Source organism: Immundisolibacter sp., assembly GCF_041625615.1.
GTDB lineage: Bacteria > Pseudomonadota > Gammaproteobacteria > Immundisolibacterales > Immundisolibacteraceae > Immundisolibacter.
This window is the reverse complement of sequence record NZ_JBFJTF010000045.1, coordinates 1-16592: the sequence shown is the minus strand read 5'-3', so window position 1 is coordinate 16592 and position 16592 is coordinate 1. Positions and strand designations below refer to the sequence as shown.

Annotated in this window: 14 protein-coding genes, 1 pseudogene and 1 riboswitch; of the genes and pseudogenes, 9 read left to right on the top strand and 6 right to left on the bottom strand. The window is 69.0% G+C overall.

Translation table 11 applies throughout. The features are described 5' to 3' along the window. Positions 1-640 (bottom strand): adenosylhomocysteinase (locus ABYX71_RS05365; RefSeq protein ID WP_372695475.1); only part of this gene is annotated, 640 nt, incomplete at its 3' end. A gap of 70 nt (positions 641-710) precedes the next feature. Further along, positions 711-775: riboswitch (S-adenosyl-L-homocysteine riboswitch) on the bottom strand. 83 nt (positions 776-858) lie between these two features. Here ABYX71_RS05365 and ABYX71_RS05360 point away from each other — a divergent pair. The 3 genes from ABYX71_RS05360 to ABYX71_RS05350 are packed head-to-tail and all read left to right on the top strand — an operon-like array spanning position 859 to position 3471. Further along, positions 859-2010, top strand: a complete 1152-nt coding sequence (locus tag ABYX71_RS05360) for a GNAT family N-acetyltransferase (protein WP_372695474.1) — start codon at positions 859-861, stop codon at positions 2008-2010. Further along, on the top strand, positions 2007-2720 hold the full coding sequence (gene aat, locus ABYX71_RS05355) for a leucyl/phenylalanyl-tRNA--protein transferase (RefSeq protein ID WP_372695473.1): 714 nt from the start codon (positions 2007-2009) through the stop codon (positions 2718-2720). Before ABYX71_RS05360 ends, aat begins: the two co-directional genes overlap by 4 nt. Continuing rightward, positions 2710-3471, top strand: a complete 762-nt coding sequence (locus ABYX71_RS05350; protein ID WP_372695476.1) for an arginyltransferase — start codon at positions 2710-2712, stop codon at positions 3469-3471. The genes aat and ABYX71_RS05350 overlap by 11 nt, the downstream gene beginning before the upstream one ends. Before the next feature lie 69 nt (positions 3472-3540). Here ABYX71_RS05350 and ABYX71_RS05345 read toward each other — a convergent pair whose 3' ends face one another. Then, entirely contained in the window at positions 3541-4032 is a 492-nt protein-coding gene (locus tag ABYX71_RS05345) for an aromatic-ring-hydroxylating dioxygenase subunit beta (protein ID WP_372695472.1), read from the bottom strand. 28 nt (positions 4033-4060) lie between these two features. Next, positions 4061-5404, bottom strand: coding sequence for a Rieske 2Fe-2S domain-containing protein (locus ABYX71_RS05340; protein WP_372695471.1), 1344 nt, complete (start codon positions 5402-5404; stop codon positions 4061-4063). Positions 5405-5624: 220 nt separating this feature from the next. On the opposite strand from ABYX71_RS05340, the gene ABYX71_RS05335 reads away from it, so the two are divergent. Further along, complete coding sequence (locus ABYX71_RS05335; RefSeq protein WP_372695470.1) at positions 5625-6455, top strand: hypothetical protein; 831 nt, start codon at positions 5625-5627, stop codon at positions 6453-6455. 81 nt (positions 6456-6536) lie between these two features. Here ABYX71_RS05335 and ABYX71_RS05330 read toward each other — a convergent pair whose 3' ends face one another. Together ABYX71_RS05330 and ABYX71_RS05325 are read right to left on the bottom strand one after the other, a co-directional pair. Continuing rightward, positions 6537-8588: a TonB-dependent receptor gene (locus tag ABYX71_RS05330; protein WP_372695469.1), complete on the bottom strand. Its 2052-nt coding sequence runs from the start codon at positions 8586-8588 to the stop codon at positions 6537-6539. A gap of 32 nt (positions 8589-8620) precedes the next feature. Continuing rightward, positions 8621-10798: a PQQ-dependent dehydrogenase, methanol/ethanol family gene (locus tag ABYX71_RS05325; RefSeq protein ID WP_372695468.1), complete on the bottom strand. Its 2178-nt coding sequence runs from the start codon at positions 10796-10798 to the stop codon at positions 8621-8623. A gap of 206 nt (positions 10799-11004) precedes the next feature. On the opposite strand from ABYX71_RS05325, the gene ABYX71_RS05320 reads away from it, so the two are divergent. The 3 genes from ABYX71_RS05320 (at position 11005) to ABYX71_RS05310 (ending at position 12944) form a co-directional block, all read left to right on the top strand. Beyond that, on the top strand, positions 11005-11250 hold the full coding sequence (locus ABYX71_RS05320) for a hypothetical protein (protein WP_372695467.1): 246 nt from the start codon (positions 11005-11007) through the stop codon (positions 11248-11250). A 96-nt stretch (positions 11251-11346) separates the two neighbouring features. Further along, positions 11347-12255 carry an AEC family transporter gene (locus tag ABYX71_RS05315; protein WP_372695466.1) on the top strand — a complete coding sequence of 303 codons (909 nt, stop codon included), beginning with the start codon at positions 11347-11349 and terminating at the stop codon, positions 12253-12255. 53 nt (positions 12256-12308) lie between these two features. Beyond that, positions 12309-12944, top strand: coding sequence for an O-methyltransferase (locus ABYX71_RS05310; protein WP_372695465.1), 636 nt, complete (start codon positions 12309-12311; stop codon positions 12942-12944). Positions 12945-13734: 790 nt separating this feature from the next. Here the strand turns inward: ABYX71_RS05310 and ABYX71_RS05305 are convergent. After that, positions 13735-14181, bottom strand: a pseudogene (locus ABYX71_RS05305) (NYN domain-containing protein); the annotation flags it as partial. A gap of 91 nt (positions 14182-14272) precedes the next feature. On the opposite strand from ABYX71_RS05305, the gene ABYX71_RS05300 reads away from it, so the two are divergent. Both ABYX71_RS05300 and ABYX71_RS05295 read left to right on the top strand, forming a co-directional pair. Continuing rightward, complete coding sequence (locus ABYX71_RS05300; protein WP_372695464.1) at positions 14273-14545, top strand: SelT/SelW/SelH family protein; 273 nt, start codon at positions 14273-14275, stop codon at positions 14543-14545. Next, the coding region (locus ABYX71_RS05295) for a protein-disulfide reductase DsbD family protein (RefSeq protein WP_372695463.1) at positions 14532-16592 on the top strand (2061 nt) is incomplete at its 3' end. The genes ABYX71_RS05300 and ABYX71_RS05295, both read left to right, overlap by 14 nt.

Here is a 16592-nt window from a genome sequence, read left to right as displayed (position 1 = left end):
CCGGGAACGGCAGCTCGCCGTCGGTCGCCATCTGGTACAGGCGCTTGACGCCGGTGGTGGTTTCCTCGGTCACGCCGCGGATGCCGGCCAGCTGGCGGCTGTACCAGGTCGGGTCGACCGCCAGACGCTCGCGGATGGCCTTGTACAGGGCCACCTCTTCTTCGTTCTGCGGGTTGTCGAGGAGGCTGGTGTCGCGTTCGGCACGGGCGCCCAGGATCAGCAGCAGCGTGGCGTCACCGCCGTCGTACAGGATCATGTCGGCGCCGTCCTCGAACTCGAAGATGCGGTGCGTGTAGGCCCAGTATTCGTCCAGCGTCTCGCCCTTGACGGCGAACACCGGCGTGCCGGTGGCGGCGATGGCCGCCGCGGCATGGTCCTGGGTCGAGAAGATGTTGCACGACGCCCAGCGCACCTGCGCACCCAGCGCCTGCAGGGTTTCGATCAGTACCGCCGTCTGGATGGTCATGTGCAGCGAGCCGGCGATGCGGGCGCCGGCCAGCGGCTTGCGGGCGGCGTACTCGGTGCGAATGGCCATCAGGCCGGGCATTTCGCTCTCGGCGATGGCGATTTCCTTGCGTCCCCAGTCGGCCAGCGCCAGGTCGGCGACGAGGAAGTCGTGCGGTTTCTGAATGGCGTTCATGCGGTCACTCCGGAGTTCGGGCGACCGGGCGGGGGGCTCGATTGACAGCTCGCTCCCGCCGCGGTGCACGGGGTGGCGAGCGCAGTTGGACGGCCTGAGCCTGGCGGGAAGACCCGTTGCAGCGCTCCTCAGGTGCCGGCGATTCTAGCAGCATGCCGTCGCGGCGAAGGCGGCTGGTACCCTTGCGGTCTGCTTCCATCGCCTGCAAGTCCGCCCCCGTGTCCGCCGGATCGACCGTACGCTTCGTCGACAGCCTCAGTGCCGTACCGCCGGCCGCCTGGGACGCCCTGCAGCTGGGCGGCAATCCCTTCCTGCGCCATGCCTTCCTGAAGGCGCTGGAGGACGCCGGCTGCGTGGACGCACGCTCGGGCTGGCACAGCCGGCATTTGCTGATCGAGCAGGGCGGCCGTTTGCTGGCGGCGGCGCCGGTGTACGTGAAGGAACACTCCTACGGCGAGTACGTGTTCGACTGGGCCTGGGCCAACGCCTACCAGCGCGCCGGACTGCGCTACTACCCCAAGCTGGTGGTGGCGGTGCCGTTCACGCCGGTGGCCGGCCCACGCCTGCTGCTGGCGCCCGGTGCCGACGAGGCCGCCCTGCTGGAGACGGCCGGCCAGGCGCTGATCGGGCAGGCGCAGGCCCTGAACGCCTCGTCCGTGCACTGGCTGTTCACGCCGCCGCGCCAGACGGCGGCGCTGACCGGCGGTCAGTGGCTGGCTCGCAGTGGCTATCAGTTCCACTGGGAAAACCGCGCCTACGGCACCTTTGACGATTACCTGGCCGCCCTGACCGCCGAGAAGCGCAAGAAGGTCCGCCGCGAACGCCGGCAGGTGGCCGAGGCCGGCATCGAACTGCGCGTGGTTCCGGGCACCGCGGCCGGTGACGCCGAGTGGGCGGCCATGTACGGTTTCTACCGTGCCACGGTGGCCCGCCACGGTGCGATTCCGTACCTGAGCGCGGGGTTTTTCGAACGCCTGGGCGAGACGCTGGCCGACGCGGTGGTACTCCTGCTGGCGGTGCGCGGCGGGCGCTACGTGGCCGGTGCACTCAACCTGCGGGGTGATGACGCCCTGTACGGCCGCTACTGGGGCTGCCTGGCCGACTATCACAGCCTGCATTTCGAGACCTGCTATTACCGCGCCATCGAATACTGCATCGAGCAGGGCCTGTCCCGCTTCGAGGCCGGCGCGCAGGGTGAACACAAGCTCAGCCGCGGTTTCCTGCCGGTGCAGACCCACTCGGTGCACTGGCTGGCCGAGCCGCGTTTCGCCGACGCGGTGGCCGACTATCTGGCCGAGGAGACCGACGAGATGGCGCGTTACCGCGACCTGTTGGCGGAGCATTCGCCGTTTCGCCGCGAGCAGCCTTGAGCGGGCCGCGCCTGCTCTGGGTGGCGCGGCGGCGCTGGCAGGCGGGCTGGCCGCCGGCCGAGGAGGCGCTGGACGAGCCGAACGGCTTGCTGGCCGCCGGCGGTGACCTGGCGCCGGACACGCTCATCGACGCCTACCGGCGCGGCATCTTTCCGTGGTTCAGCGAGGGTGATCCGATCCTGTGGTGGACGCCGCAGCCACGGGCGGTGCTGCGGCCGCAGGCGTTCGCGCCCTCGCGCAGCCTGCGCCGGCGTCTGGTGCGCGGCGAGTTTGCGGTCACGTTCGACACGGCGTTCGACGCCGTGGTCGCCGCCTGCGCGGCGCCGCGGCCGGGCGCCAGTGGCACCTGGATCACGCCGGCCATGGCGGGCGCCTACGGCGCGCTGCACCGGCTTGGCGTCGCCCACAGCGTGGAGGCATGGCAGGACGGCGCACTGGTCGGCGGCCTGTATGGCGTGGCGCTGGGGCAGGTGTTTTTCGGCGAGTCCATGTTCAGCCGGCGGACCGATGCATCCAAGGTGGCGTTCGCGCACCTGGTTCAGTACTTGCTTGGTCACGGCGGGCGATTGATCGACTGCCAGGTCGGTTCCGGGCACCTGGCCAGCCTTGGTGCCGTGGACATGCCACGGGCGGAGTTCTTAACATGGCTCGATCAACTCGCCCGAGCACCGGACCCACGCGGACCCTGGCACGTCGATGATGATCTTTAACACCCGTTTCGGGCGGCTGTTTTTCTTCTCCACCGAGCCGCAGGCGTGCAGCTACCTGCCCGATCGCGAGGCGGTCATGCTGTTCGCCGACCCGAACAAGATCATCGACACCGATACCTACGCCCGGCTCATCGACTACGGCTTCCGGCGCAGCGGCGACAACGTCTACCGGCCGCACTGCCGTGGCTGCAATGCCTGCGTGCCGGTGCGCATTCCGGTGGACGATTTCGTGCCCAGTCGCGCCCAGCGTCGTGCCTGGCAGCGCAACTCGGACCTGGAGGTCACCGCCGCGCGGACGGAGTTCGGACCCGAGCACCTCGACCTGTACCACCGTTACCAGCAGGCGCGGCACGACGGCCGCGTCACCGTGCGCGACTCGCGCGAGCAGCTGGAGTTCCTGCGCAGCCGCTTCATCAACACCTCCAGCCTGGAGTACCGGCTGGACGGGCGGCTGTTGATGGTCAGCGTGATCGACCAGCTGCCGCAGGGCCTGTCGGCCGTGTACACCTTCTACGAGGCGGACGACGCCGCGCTCGCCCGTCGCAGCCTGGGCACCTTCGGCGTGTTGCGGCTGATCGAGGAGTGCCGCCGGCGCCAGCTGCCGTGGCTGTACCTGGGCTACTGGATCGCTGAGTCGGACAAGATGGCCTACAAGAGCCGCTACCGGCCGCTGCATGCCTATCGCAATGGCCGCTGGGATGCGTTGGGGTCCGACGAGGCCGAGGGGTCCGGCACGCCGCCGCAGGATTGACCGACAAGAAACGCCGCGCCGCCGGGCGGATACGGCGACGCGGCGTGTCGAAGCGCGTGGGCCGCCGCCTCAGACGCGGTAGAAGTCCAGCACGTCGCGGATCAGATCGTTGGCGACGATGATCTTCTTGGCGGCGATTTTCAGCGTGCCGGCCACCGGGCGCAGGCGGTGCTCGTAGTGGCAGTAGAAGGTGTCGATGGTCTTGTGCCGGTAGCTCATGGTCTGGCAGTTGGAGTAGACCATGAGGTCGCCGTCACCGTGCGGTTCGACCAGGATGTTGCTGATCTGGTGCACGGTGCGCGGCAGCGGCGTGGAGGCCGAGGACATGCCGGTGCGGATGCGGAACACCCGGTCTTCCAGCCCCGTGCGGTCGCCGTACCACATCAGCGACAGCTGGCTTTGCGGATCGGTGGTCAGCTCGTGCTCGGTGTCCCACATGGGAATCCAGAACGTCGCTTCCGGCAGGTACAGGTCCAGCCAGCCGTCCCAGTCGCGCTGGTCCAGGCGGCGCGCCTCGGTGTACAGCAGGTCGGTGCAGGCCTGGGTCGTTTCGTATTGCATGGCGTGATGTCTCGGTCCGTTGACGGTGTCAGCCCTGGGGGCCGCGGCTGAGGGTCTCCAGCCACCAGCGGTGCTGGGCGGCCATGATTCCCTCGTCCTCCAGCTTGGTGCCGAAGGACTGCACCTCGATGCCCAGCGAGGCGGCGTCCTCGCTCGGCGTGTTGAAGTGCACGTGCTTCAGGCCGCGCGACACGTCGTTCCAGCGCGCCGCCTTGGCCTTGAAGGCGATCTGGCTTTGCGTGAACTCCATGATGTCGTCCGGCGTCGCCATGCCCGAGGCGTTGAAGAAGTCTTCCCACTGGCGGATGCGGTGGGTGCGGTTCTTCGGGTCCTCGCCCTTGGGCGCGATGCCGTAGATGGTGACCTCGGTCTCGTCCACCGAGATGGGGCGGAACACGCGGATCTGCGACGAGGTCTGGTCCATCAGGAACACGTTCGGGTACAGCAGCAGGTTGCGCAGGCGCGCCACCATCCAGTGCGCCCGCTCGGCGCCGAATTGCTCGGTGTAGGTCGCCAGCTGGTCGTGGTTGGGACGGTCCTGCGGGTTCGGAAAGTCGCCCCACAGCATGACGTGGCCGTGGCCAAGGTCGAAGAAGCCGCCCTTTTTCTTGTCGATGCCGCCCACCTGCATGGCCTTGACCGGGTCGGCGTCGCCGCGCAGCTTGCGCCGGTGCTCGGTGGTCATCACGTAGTTGCCGTGCGTGGCGTAGAGGTGATAGCCGTCGACACCGTTTTCGGCCTGGATCTTCCAGTTGCCCTTGAAGGTGTAGGTGGACGAGCCCTTGAGCACTTCGAGACCCTCGGGACTCTGGTCGGCCAGCAGGTCGATGCAGGTGGCCGCCGGGCCGAGGTGCTGCTCCAGCGGCAGCACGTCCGCGTTCAGGCTGCCGAAGATGAAGCCGCGGTAGCTTTGCACGCGCGCCACCCGGGTCAGGCCGTAGTTCTTCTTGTCGAAGCAGTCCGGGTAGCCGGCCCCCTTTTCCTTGAACACCACCACGGCATCGCCGCGGGTGTCGAACACCCAGCCGTGGAACGGGCAGCTGTAGTCGGCGCGGTTGCCGCGCATTTCGCGCACCAGCGTGGTGCCGCGGTGGCCGCAGGCGTTGATGAAGGCGTTGACCTCGCCTTCCGGGCTGCGCACCAGGATCACCGGCTGGCGCCCCATGAACAGGGTCATGAAGTCGTTCGGGTTGGGGATCTGGCTCTCGTGGGCCAGGTAAATCCAGTTGCCTTCCCAGATCCGCTCCATCTCCAGTTCGAAGAGCTCCGGGTCGGTGAAGATGGAGCGGTCGACCCGCACCACGCCCTCGTCGATCCGGTCGTCGATGTAACCGGCCAGATTCACGTTGCCCGTGCTGCTGCGTGCGTCCATTGATGTTCCCCGTGAGTGTTGGCACGACAACGCCGGCGCCTGGCCGGCTGTTTGGCAGGCATTCTGGGGGTCTGGGCCGGGCGGGTCTTGACGGTCGTCAACCGCGCTGGTGGCGGGCTTGCTGAACGACCGTTGACGTGTGGTCGTGGCGCGGGGCAGCATGCGAGTACCGGTGCCTGCCTGAACGACACCGAACGACACAATTACGAGGATGAGAGACATGAGCCACAGCGCGCAGCAGATCGAGCAGGAGATCATCCGCATCCTGGAGCAGGGCACGGCGGCGGTGAAAAAGGTGGTCGACGCCTACATCGCCCGGCGCACGCCCGAGCGTGACATGCACTGGTTGTGCGTGCAGATGGGCAAGGAGTTCGGCGCCATCCTGCTGCATGCCGACCTTGCCAAGGCGGCCATCCGCGGCGGCATGGACGGCCGCGACATGGACGAGAAGTTCCAGACCATCAAGGAAGAAGTGGCCCACTATCAGGGCTACTACAACCTGTTGAACCGCACCATCGGCAAGGACACGCCCATTCCGGTGGACCACATCTACAGCTACGTGCTGGCCAACGTCGGCCCCAACGGCCTGGAACCGGACGCCCCGATGCTGGCACAAAGGGACCGCTGGCCGGCCAACTTCGCTTACATCGCCAACATGGGCGCCTACGCCAAGGGCAAGCACCCGTGGGTGGCGCGGGTGTTCAGTGCCACCGGCGAGGGCGCGGCCGGCGGTTTTCACTGGGCCATGAGCCAGCTGCCGCCGCAGGACGATTTCTTCCGCGAGGCGGCCAAGGTGCAGCGGGGCATCGCCATCGACGAGTTGCGCCACGGCCCGCAGGAACTGAAGGAAATCTGCGCTGACTACTCGCCGGAGTTCGGCGTGGACCTCGAGGACATGTTCCGTGCCCTGCGGCACATGCGCCATCTCGAGGTGCTGCAACGCAACGAGCAGTTCCTGTATCCGCTCAGCGACGACGAGGTCGAGGCCATCCACCAGGAGCTGATGAACGACGCCATCGAGCCGATTCACGTCTATTCCGAAGCGGCCTGAACGGCCGGCAGGGTATGGGCCCCGGCGGCAACGCGCCCGCCGGGGCCTTTTTTGTGCGCACCGGTCAGGCTGGGGTGGTGCTCAGGGCGTCCACTCGATACCGATGAACAGCCGCCGCGGCTGGCCGGGGAAGTAGCGGTGATTGCCGAAGGCGAAGTCCGCCCGCTCGGCGTAGTCGCGGCCGGTGAGGTTGGTGATGCGCGCGAACAGCAGGGTGCGTGAACTGGCCGCCCAGTCGGCGCGCAGGTTCAGCAGGGTATGGCCGTCGTAGCGGGCGGTGTTGGCGGCATTCAGGTAATACGGGCCCATGCGGATGCCCTCCAGCTCCAGCGTCAGGTCGCGTCGCGGCCGGTACAGCCAGCGGGCGGTGGCCATGAACGGGGGGGCGGTGTCGATCTCGTCGCCGTGCTCGATGGTCTCGCCGCCGCCGACGGCGCGGTCGAAGGCGTACCGGTGGCGCGCCAGGCTGGCGGCAAGGCTGAGCGTGTGACGCGACGCCGGTCGCCAGGCGGCTTCCGTTTCGAGGCCGAAATGGCGTGTCCGGCCGTCGCTGACGTTGAACCCCTGGGCGTCGGTGAAGATGAAATGGGTCTTCTTCATGCCGAACGCGGTCACGCCGATCTGCAGGTCGGCCCAGGCGCGTCGATAGCCGACTTCCACGCCCTGCAGGCGCTCGGAGTCGAGGTCGGCGGTGTCCTGCCCACGCTGCAGCCGGTACAGCTCGGTGGCCTGGGGCGGGCGAAAGCCGCTCGACCAGGCGGCGTGCCACTGTCCGCGCGCGAGGTCGCCGTAACGCAGTCCGAGCCGGCCGGCGACATTGGTGAAGCGGTCCTCACGGTCCGCCGGGCGGTTGTGCAGACAGCCGCCGAAGCCGCAGGGGGTGCCGTCGTCGCGCGTGTTGCCGGTCAGGGCGTGGTTGTCGTAGTCGTAGTCCAGATACTCGACGCGCACGCTGGGCAGCAGGCGCCAGTCACCGGCGGCGTCCAGCGGCAGGTCCAGCGACTGCCACAGCGCCGCCAGCCGTGAGCTGACCTCGAAGTCATAGTGCACGCCGGCCGGGCGGGTGGCCTGCAGGAAGGCCGACCCGGTGGTGAGTGGCCGCGCCTGGGTTTCCGTGACGAAGCCCTGCGCGTACTCGAACGCCAGTCCGCCGCGCCAGTCGCCACCGCCGGCCAGGCGGTGGTGCAGGTCCAGCAGCAGGCCGGCGCTGCGCTGGCCGTTTTCCTCGGTCGGCTGGCCGGGCAGGTAGTGCTGCAGAAACTGCATGCGCGACCAGCGGGCGTACGGCGTGATGGACAGCGCCGTATCGGTATCGACGGCGGTGCGCCAGGCGCTGTGGATGCGGGCCGAGGCCGCGTCGCGGTAGGCCTCCGGATTCAGGTTGTCGCGCCGCAGGCCGGCGTCGCGGTAGGCATCCTTGCCCAGGATGTAGCCGGCGGTTTCCTGGTTGAGGTTGCTGGCGGCGAGCCGGCTTTGCACCTGCCAGCGGCCAACCGTGGTCGCGTGGCCGATGCCGAGTTTCTGCTCGCCGGTCGGTGTGGCGTCACGAAAGCCGTGCGTGTCCGAGCCGCGGGCGTCGAGGCGCCAGTGCGCCGATCCGGTCGACAGGTGGCCGGTGACGGTGTCGTCCGCACCGGCTTCGAGGCCCAGCGTCCACGGCTGTAATCCGGGCTTTGGCGAGACCACGTTGATGGCGCCGTGCAGCGCATTGGCGCCGTACTGGCTGCTGGCCGGGCCACGTGCCACCTCGACCGCCGCTGCCTGGGCGAAGTCGACCTCGAACAGCTGGTTCACGTTGCAGAAACCGGCCGGGCGGATGGGGATGCCGTCCTCGAGGATCTGGAACGCGCCGCAGGCGCCGGCACCGGTGAGCACCGGCGAGCGGATGGCGATCAGGCTTTCCTGGCCGTCACCGCGGCTGATCCACACGCCCGGCACACGGGCGAACAGCTCACTGGCATGTGTGGGGCGCGTGCGGGCGATGTCGGCCGCCTCGATGCGGCTGCCGCTGCCGGCGGCGGTCCACTGCGTGATGTCGCGCGGGGCGGCGATGGTCACCACCAGCGGCGGCATGGCCGGCTCGGCCGCCGGCGCGGGCGGTGCGCTCGCAGTGGCGCCGGCGAGCAGCAGCATGGCTGCCGCATTGGGTCGCAAACGCATGCGCTTCAGGCAGTCAGCTTTATGAACCAGGCGATCAGCGTCGCCAGCACGCCGTAGGCCCACTCCTTGACCGCCAGCCACCAGCCGCCCTGGTGCTCGCGCTGTGTCTGGTGTGCACGCTCGATCAGGTAGGCGTGGATGGCCTGGCTGTCCTCGGCGCTCAGGTACTTGGCCCAGCCGGCCATGCCGAGGTCCTTGTACAGACCGTCGAGCACGATCTTGTCGAACAGCGCATGCGTGGCCGGCTGCATGTAGCGCAGGTCGGCGAGGGTGGACGCCTCGGCGTTCATGCCGTGACAGACCGAGCAGTAGGCGTGATACAGCGCATGGCCCTTGGCGATGGTGTCGGCGGACGCCGTTTGCGGCGGCGGTGGCGGCAGTGCCGGCGGTGGCGGGGCCGGCGGCAGCTGCGCCGTGCCGCCGAGCTTGAAGGCCAGCAGCCGGCCACCGACCTTGTCACCCTGCATGGGCGCAATGCCGCCGGCCAGGCCCAGCGCGCCGCCCCAGCCGACCATCACGGCGACGTACTGTTCGCCATCCACGCTGTAGCTGATGGGCGGCGCGACGATGCCGGACTGCGTCGGCGCGCTCCACAGCCGCGCGCCGGTGTCGGCGCGGTAGGCCACCAGTTCGCCCTTGGCGTTGCCCTGGAACAGGAGGTTGCCGGCGGTGCTCAGCATGCCGCCGTTCCACGGTCCGTCGTGCTGCACGCGCCAGACCTCCCTCTGCGCCACCGGGTCCCAGGCGGCGATGTGGCCCTTGGCGACCGCCCGCATCACCTTGCGCGTCAGCGCCGGGTCCTGGTCGGCTGACGGCATGGCGGCGGCCATGTCGACCGCCATGTTCCACGGGTGGCGGCCGTATTCGAAGCCCTTTTCCTGCGCGTAGGTGAACGGCAGGTCCATGGCCGGGATGTACACCAGTCCGGTCAGCGGGCTGTAGGACATCGGCTGCCAGTTGTGGCCGCCGAACGGGGCCGGGAAGGTGAGCTTTTTCTCGTCCCGGTACTGGTCGGGATCGCGTTCCACCGGCCGGCCGGTGACCGGGTCGACGTGCGTGGCCCAGGTGACGTGGACGTAGTTCTCGGCCGAGATGAACTGCCCGGTGGCGCGGTCCAGCACGTAGAAGAACCCGTTCTTGGGCGCCTGCATGATGACCTTGCGCGGCTGGCCGTCGAGCGTCAGTTCGGCCAGGATCATGTGCTGTGTGGCGGTGTAGTCCCAGGTTTCGCTGGGCGTGGTCTGGTAGTGCCACACGTGGCGGCCGGTGTCCGGGTCGAGCGCCACGATGGACGACAGGAACAGGTTGTCACCCTCGCCCAGGCTGCGCTCCCAGCGGTTCCACGGGGCGCCGTTGCCGACGCCGATGTACAGCAGGTCGAGCTGCGGGTCGTAGGCCATGGAGTCCCACACGGTGCCGCCGCCGCCGCCCTTGTTCCACCACTCGCCGCCCGGGTTCCAGGTCTTGGCGGCCATTTCCATGTCCGGTGTCTCGAACCCCTTGGCGGGGTCGCCCGGCACGGTCCAGAAGCGCCACACCATGTTGCCGGTGTCGGCGTCGTAGGCGGACACATAGCCGCGCACGCCGTACTCGGCGCCGCCGTTGCCGATGATGACCTTGTCCTTGACGATGCGCGGCGCGCCGGTGATGGAATACGGCTGGCTGCGGTCAATGGTCAGCGTTTCCCACGCCAGCTGGCCGGTGGCGGCGTCGAGGGCGATCAGGCGGCCGTCGATGGTGCCGACGTAGACGCGACCCTTCCACACTGCCGCGCCGCGGTTGACCACGTCGCAGCAGGCGTTGACGCCCCAGGCGCGCGGGACCTTCGGGTCGTAGGACCAGATCTGCTCGCCGGTGGCGGCGTCGATGGCGTACACCCGGCTCCAGTCGCCGGTGGTGTAGATGACGCCGTCGACCACCAGGGGAGTGGCTTCCAGCCCGCGCCGGGTGCCAAGATCGGCGTACCAGGCCAGGCCCAGTTGGCCGACGTTGTCGGCGTCGATGGCGTCGAGCGGGCTGAAGCGTTGCTCGTCGTAGGTGCGGCCATGGGCCAGCCAGCTGCCGGGCTCCTGGTCCGCCGCGATGATGCGCGGCGCATCCACGTTGCCGGGTGTCGCCGCCGCCGGGCCGGCCAGGATCATTGCTGCCATCGCCCACGGCAGCAGGGTGCGGATCACGCGCATCGGTCTCCCCTCCGAAGTCCTTTTCCGGGCGCCTGCCATCGGGCCGTCCTGCCCGGCAGTCGCGCAACCGGCCGCCGTGGTCGATGGCCCGGCAGCGTGTCGCATTATGGCAAAACTCGTCGGGCAGGCGGTGGCCGGCGCGATGCTAAACTGCCGTTTCGTCTCATATTCTGAGATGCCTCAAGCGTCATGCCGTGCCCGGACCCATGCCCTATCTCATCGTCAAACAGACCAAGAAAACCCTCAGCAAAGGCAAGTTCCTGGACCGTGAGAGCGGCGAAGTCTACGAGCGCGAGCGGCGCACCACGGACCGCGAGGCGTACCTCAACAGTACCGAACCGGTGTGCTGGGTGCCGTGGATCGACATGGCCATGACGTTTTCCAGCCGCGCCAAGGCCGAGCAGGTGTGTCGCAACCTGCCCTACGAAGGCGTGTCGGTGGAGTCGGTATAGGCGGCGGTCGTCGTCGTTGCGGCGGCGTCGCGCGTGCGGCGCTGACAGGGGCCGGCGCGCGGTGTGCCGGCCTGGTTTCGGGCCCGAGGCGTTGTGATGTACGAAAGCCTGCTGCCGATGATCCTGATCCTGGCCTCGGGCCTGGTGTGGCGACACCTGCAGCCGGGCGGTGTGCCGATTCAGCAGATTCGCCAGGTGGTCAACGCGCTGGTGGTCAACCTGCTGGCGCCGGCACTGATTCTGGGTGTGTTCCTGACCGCCCAACCCGACACCACGCTGCTGCGCGTGCCGCTGGCCGGCTGGCTGGTGATCGCCGTTTGCCTGGGCGGCAGCCTGCTGGTGTTCGGCGCCATGCTGCGGGTCGGCCGCCTGACCCGGCCGCAGGCCGGTGCGGCCATTCTGGCGGCCAGCTTCGGCAATGGCCTGGGGGCGGCGCTGCCGGTGGTCGAGTCGCTGCTCGGCACTTCGGCGGCGCGTGTTCCGCTGCTGTACGACATGTTCGCGACGGTGGTCGTGTTCTGGTCGCTGGGCGTGGTGCTGGCAGCCTGGTTTGGCGGCGCGGCGGTCGGCTGGCGCAGCGCCCTGGTGGTGCTGCGCATGCCGCCGTTCTGGGCCACGGTGCTGGCGCTGGCGGTGAACCTCAGTGGCATCAAGCTGCCTGACGGCGTGGTGCAGAGCTTCGTCGTGCTGGGGCAGGCCACGGTGCCGATGTTGCTGTTCGTGGTCGGCAGTACGTTCACGCTGCGCGGGCTGTCGCGCCTGGACGTGCTGGCGCCGGTGTTGCTGATCCGGCTCTGCCTCGGCTTTGCGGTGGGTGTGCTGGCGGTACGCCTGTTTGGCCTCGACGGCGAACTGGCGTCTGCCACCCTGCTGGTGGCAGTGGCGCCGTCGGTGGCGGTGGGCATCGCCATCAGCGAACGGTTCTCGCTCGACTCGGAGCTGTTCACCGCCTCGCTGACAGCCACCACGGTGGTCTACGTGCTGCTGGCGCCGTTGCTGGTGTAGGCACTGCGCCGCTACCGGGGGTTCGAACTGTTATTGCGTGAGGTGAGGTGTCAATGAACACGCTGGACGATCCGCAGCTACAGACAATGTTGCAGCGGTTGCATGCCGCGGCGGCCGACGACGCCGCCCGCTGGGCCGCGCGCCGCGAGCAGCAGGCAACTGGCCAGCTGCCGCAGGACGAGGGCCTGGTGCGCATGGGCGAGTTCTATCTGGCCGTGTCGCCGGATGAGGGGCGTCTGCTGTATCTGCTGGCGCGGGCCACACGGGCGCGCCGGATGGTGGAGTTCGGGGCCTCCTACGGTGTGAGCACGCTGTATCTGGGCGCCGCCGCGCGCGACAACGGCGGCCACCTGGTGACCACCGAGGCCCATCCGGACAAGTGTCGGGCGTTGCGCGCCAACCTGGCGCAGGCCGGGCTTGCGGACTGCGTGACGCTGCGGGAAGGCGACGCGCTGCAGACGCTGGCGGACCGGACGGAGCCGGTCGACCTGCTGTTGCTGGATGGCTGGAAGAGCCTGTACCTGCCGTTGCTGCGGTTGCTGCGTCCGCGGCTTGGCGAGGGCGCGCTGGTGCTGGCCGACAACGTCGATCACGCGGCGGCACAGGACTATGTCGCCGCCGTGCGGGCGCCGGACTCGGGCTTACTGACCCACCTGATGGGGGATCTGTCGGTCAGCGTGTGCCTTTAGCAGGCCGTTGAGAAACGCATTTCAACGGCCTGCTAAAGCAAGGCAGGGATGGCCTGCACGAAGATCAAGCACGCCAAGTGCTTGATCTTCGGAGGCCGTCGCGGGCGTGTACCGCGACGAGCCGCGTTGAAAAAAGGCAGGAAAGCCCTTTTTCAACATCCTGTTAACGGCCGAGCCGATCCGTGCGCGGCCCTCACTCGGCGGCGATCTCGCCGCTGTCCTCGTCCTCGTCTTCGGTCGGCACCGGCACGTAACCGCCTTCGAGCGGGTGCAGGATGTAGCCGCCGGAGCGGCTGTCCTTCTCCAGGCTCAGCCAGCCACGGGCGGCGGCGTCCTCGAGCATGGCATTGAAGCTGCGAAAGCCGTAGAAGCGTTCGTTGAAGCCGGGCCGCCGACGGCGCAGGGTCTGCTTGACCATCGAGCCCCAGACCTTCTGGTCACCGCCGCGGTCGTCGAGCATGGCGGCGAAGGTGTCCATGATCAGCGCCAGGCCCTTGGTGGAACGTGCCGCCTCGTTGACATCGCCATCGTCGGCAAGCGGCGCCTGTTCGTCGGGCGTGAGGGTTGCGGGCTCATCGCCTTCAGGGCTCTCGGGAGCGGCGACTGCCTCCTCCGCCTTGCCGGTCTTGCGCCGGCCGCCGCGCGCGCGGGTCTTGCGCTTGGGCGCCTCGGCCTCTTCGCCGGCCGGTTCGGTCGGCGGCTCGCCGCCGGCCACCTTCTCGCCCGCAGCCGCCTGGGTGTCGGCCACCTTGCGGCTGCGGCGCCGGGCCGGTTTCTTGGCCGCGTCGGCGCGCACCAGGTCGTCGTAGTAGATGAACTCGTCGCAATTGGCGATCAGCAGGTCCGAAGTGGAGCTGGCCACGCCGACGCCGATCACTTCCTTGTTGTTCTCGCGCAGCTTCGACACCAGCGGCGAGAAATCCGAATCACCGGAGACGATGACGAACGTGTTGACGTGACTTTTCGTGTAGCACAGGTCGAGCGCGTCGACGACCAGGCGGATGTCGGCGGAGTTCTTGCCGGACTGGCGCAGGTGCGGGATTTCGATCATCTCGAACGCCGCCTCGTGCATCGCCGGTTTGAATTTCTTGTAGCGTTCCCAGTCGCAGTAGGCCTTCTTGACCACGATCGGGCCCTTCAGCAGCAGACGCTCGAGAACCCTTCGGATGTCGAACTGGTCATACTTGGCGTCGCGCACGCCCAGCGCCACGTTCTCGAAGTCGCAAAATACCGCCAGGATTGGCGTGCGATGGGTGCTTGAAGTGGTCACGGGGTTTCCCGAAGGGCGATGAGTGCGGCCATTATAAGCAGCCGATCTAAGGAGCCCCATGGCGCACCGCGTCACCATTACTTACTGCACTCAGTGCCGCTGGCTGTTGCGCGCCGCCTGGATGGCGCAGGAGCTGCTCAGCAGCTTCGAGGAAGAACTGTCCGAAGTGGCGTTGCGGCCCGGTCGTGGCGGTGTTTTCGACGTGTGCGTCGATGACCAGGCGGTCTGGTCGCGGGCCGGCGAAGGGCGCTTCCCGGACATCAAGGAACTCAAGCAGCGGGTGCGTGACCGGGTCGCGCCGGGCCGCGATCTGGGCCATGTCGATCGCTAGCCTGCGGCAGGTCATCCGGCAGCTGTTGCTGGTGTTGCTGGCCCTGCCACTGCTGGCGCGGGCCGAACCGCCGCACGCCGACGTGTCGCTGCTGTCCGATGTGCGCGGCGTGCTGCCGGGCCAGCCGTTCACGCTCGGGGTGCGTTTCGAACTCGACCGCGGCTGGCACATCTACTGGCTGCATGCCGGTGACTCCGGCCAGGCGCCGCGCATCGACTGGCAATTGCCGGACGGCTTTCACGCCGGGGCCATCGAGTGGCCGCACCCGCAGCAGGTATCGCCGCCACCGGTGGTGACGTACGGCTACGAGGACTCGGTACTGCTGCCGGTGACGGTGACGCCGCCGCCGCGCGCCGGTGACGGGCCGGTCACCGTCGATGCCACCGTGCACTACCTGATCTGCAAGGAGTTGTGCCTGCCCGAGCAGGCGCGAGTGACCACAACCCTGCCGTGGGTGGCGCAACCGGCGCCGGACCCGCGCGGCCAGCGTGCCATTGCCGCCGCCCGCGCCCGGGTGCCGCGCGCGCTGCCGCAGCCGGTGGTCAGCGCCGGCCGTTTCGGGGAGACCGTGTATCTGTCCTGGCCGTCCAGGGGGGCGCCGGGCGCGGTGCGGTTCTTTCCCGCGACTCCCGGTCAGATCGAGCATGCCGCGCCGCAGGTGCTGCAGCGCCTGGATGAGCGGCTGCGTCTGTCCCTGACGGCCGCCGGCGACGTCGCACACATCCGTGGCGTGCTGGTGAACAGCCGTGGCTGGGACACCGCCGGCCAGGTGCCGGCACTGGCCATCGACCTGCCGCTGCGCGCGCTCTCGTCGGCGCCGCCGCCGGGGCAACCGGTGGCCGCCGCGGCGGCGGACGGCATGGGTCTGGCGCTGGCCGTGGTGCTGGCGGCGCTCGGTGGCCTGCTGCTGAACCTGATGCCGTGCGTGTTCCCGGTGCTGTCGGTGAAGGTGTTGAGTTTCGTGCAGATCGCCCACGGCGAGCCCGGCCGGGTGCGCCGGCATGGCCTGGCCTTTCTGGGCGGCGTGCTGGTGAGCTTCTGGCTGCTGGCCGGCCTGTTGCTGGCGCTGCGCGCCGCCGGCGGCGGTGTCGGCTGGGGGTTCCAGCTGCAGTCGCCGGGTTTTGTCGCCGCCATGGCGCTGTTGCTGACGGCGGTGGGCCTCAACCTGCTGGGCACGTTCGAGGTCGGTCTCGGGCTGTCACGCCTGGCCGGCAGTGCGCCGCAGCCGGCCGGGTATCCGGGCTCGTTCATGACCGGCGCGCTGGCCGTGCTGGTGGCCACACCCTGCACGGCGCCGTTCATGGGCGCTGCGCTGGGGTTTGCGCTGGCGCGCCCGGCCGGCGAGGCGCTGGCCGTGTTCACCGCCCTGGGTCTGGGCATGGCGGCGCCCTACCTGTTGCTGGCCGAGTCGCCGCGTCTGCTCGCACGGTTGCCGCGGCCGGGGCCATGGATGGTCACGCTGCGCCAGGCGCTGGCGTTTCCCCTGTTCGCCACCGCGGTATGGCTGGCCTGGGTGCTCGGCCGCCAGTCGGGGGTGGACGCGATCGGCCTGTTGCTGCTGGCGGCGCTGGCGCTGGGTCTGGCGGCCTGGGGATTCGGCCACCTGCAGCGCGGTTCGCGACGCTGGTTGCCGGGTGGGGTGGTACTGCTCGGACTGGGTCTGGCGGCGGTGCTCGGGCTGGCGGCCGCCATGCGCCCGGGTCCGGTGTCGCCGTCGTCTCCGGATCCGGGCGCCGGCATTGACTGGCAGCCGTGGTCGCCGGCCGCGCTGCGGACGGCGCAGGCGGCCGGGCGGCCGGTGTTCGTGGATTTCACCGCCGCCTGGTGCATCACCTGCCAGGTGAACAAGCGCGTGGCGCTGGACAGCGCCGACGTGGCTGCGCGTTTCGACACACTGAACGTGCTGGCGCTGCGCGCCGACTGGACGCGCTACGACCCGGTGATCACGCAGGCACTGGCGGGCTTCGGCCGCAGCGGTGTGCCGCTGTACGTTTACTATCCGCCCGGCGCGCCGGCGCAGCTGCTGCCGGCGGTATTGACACCAGGT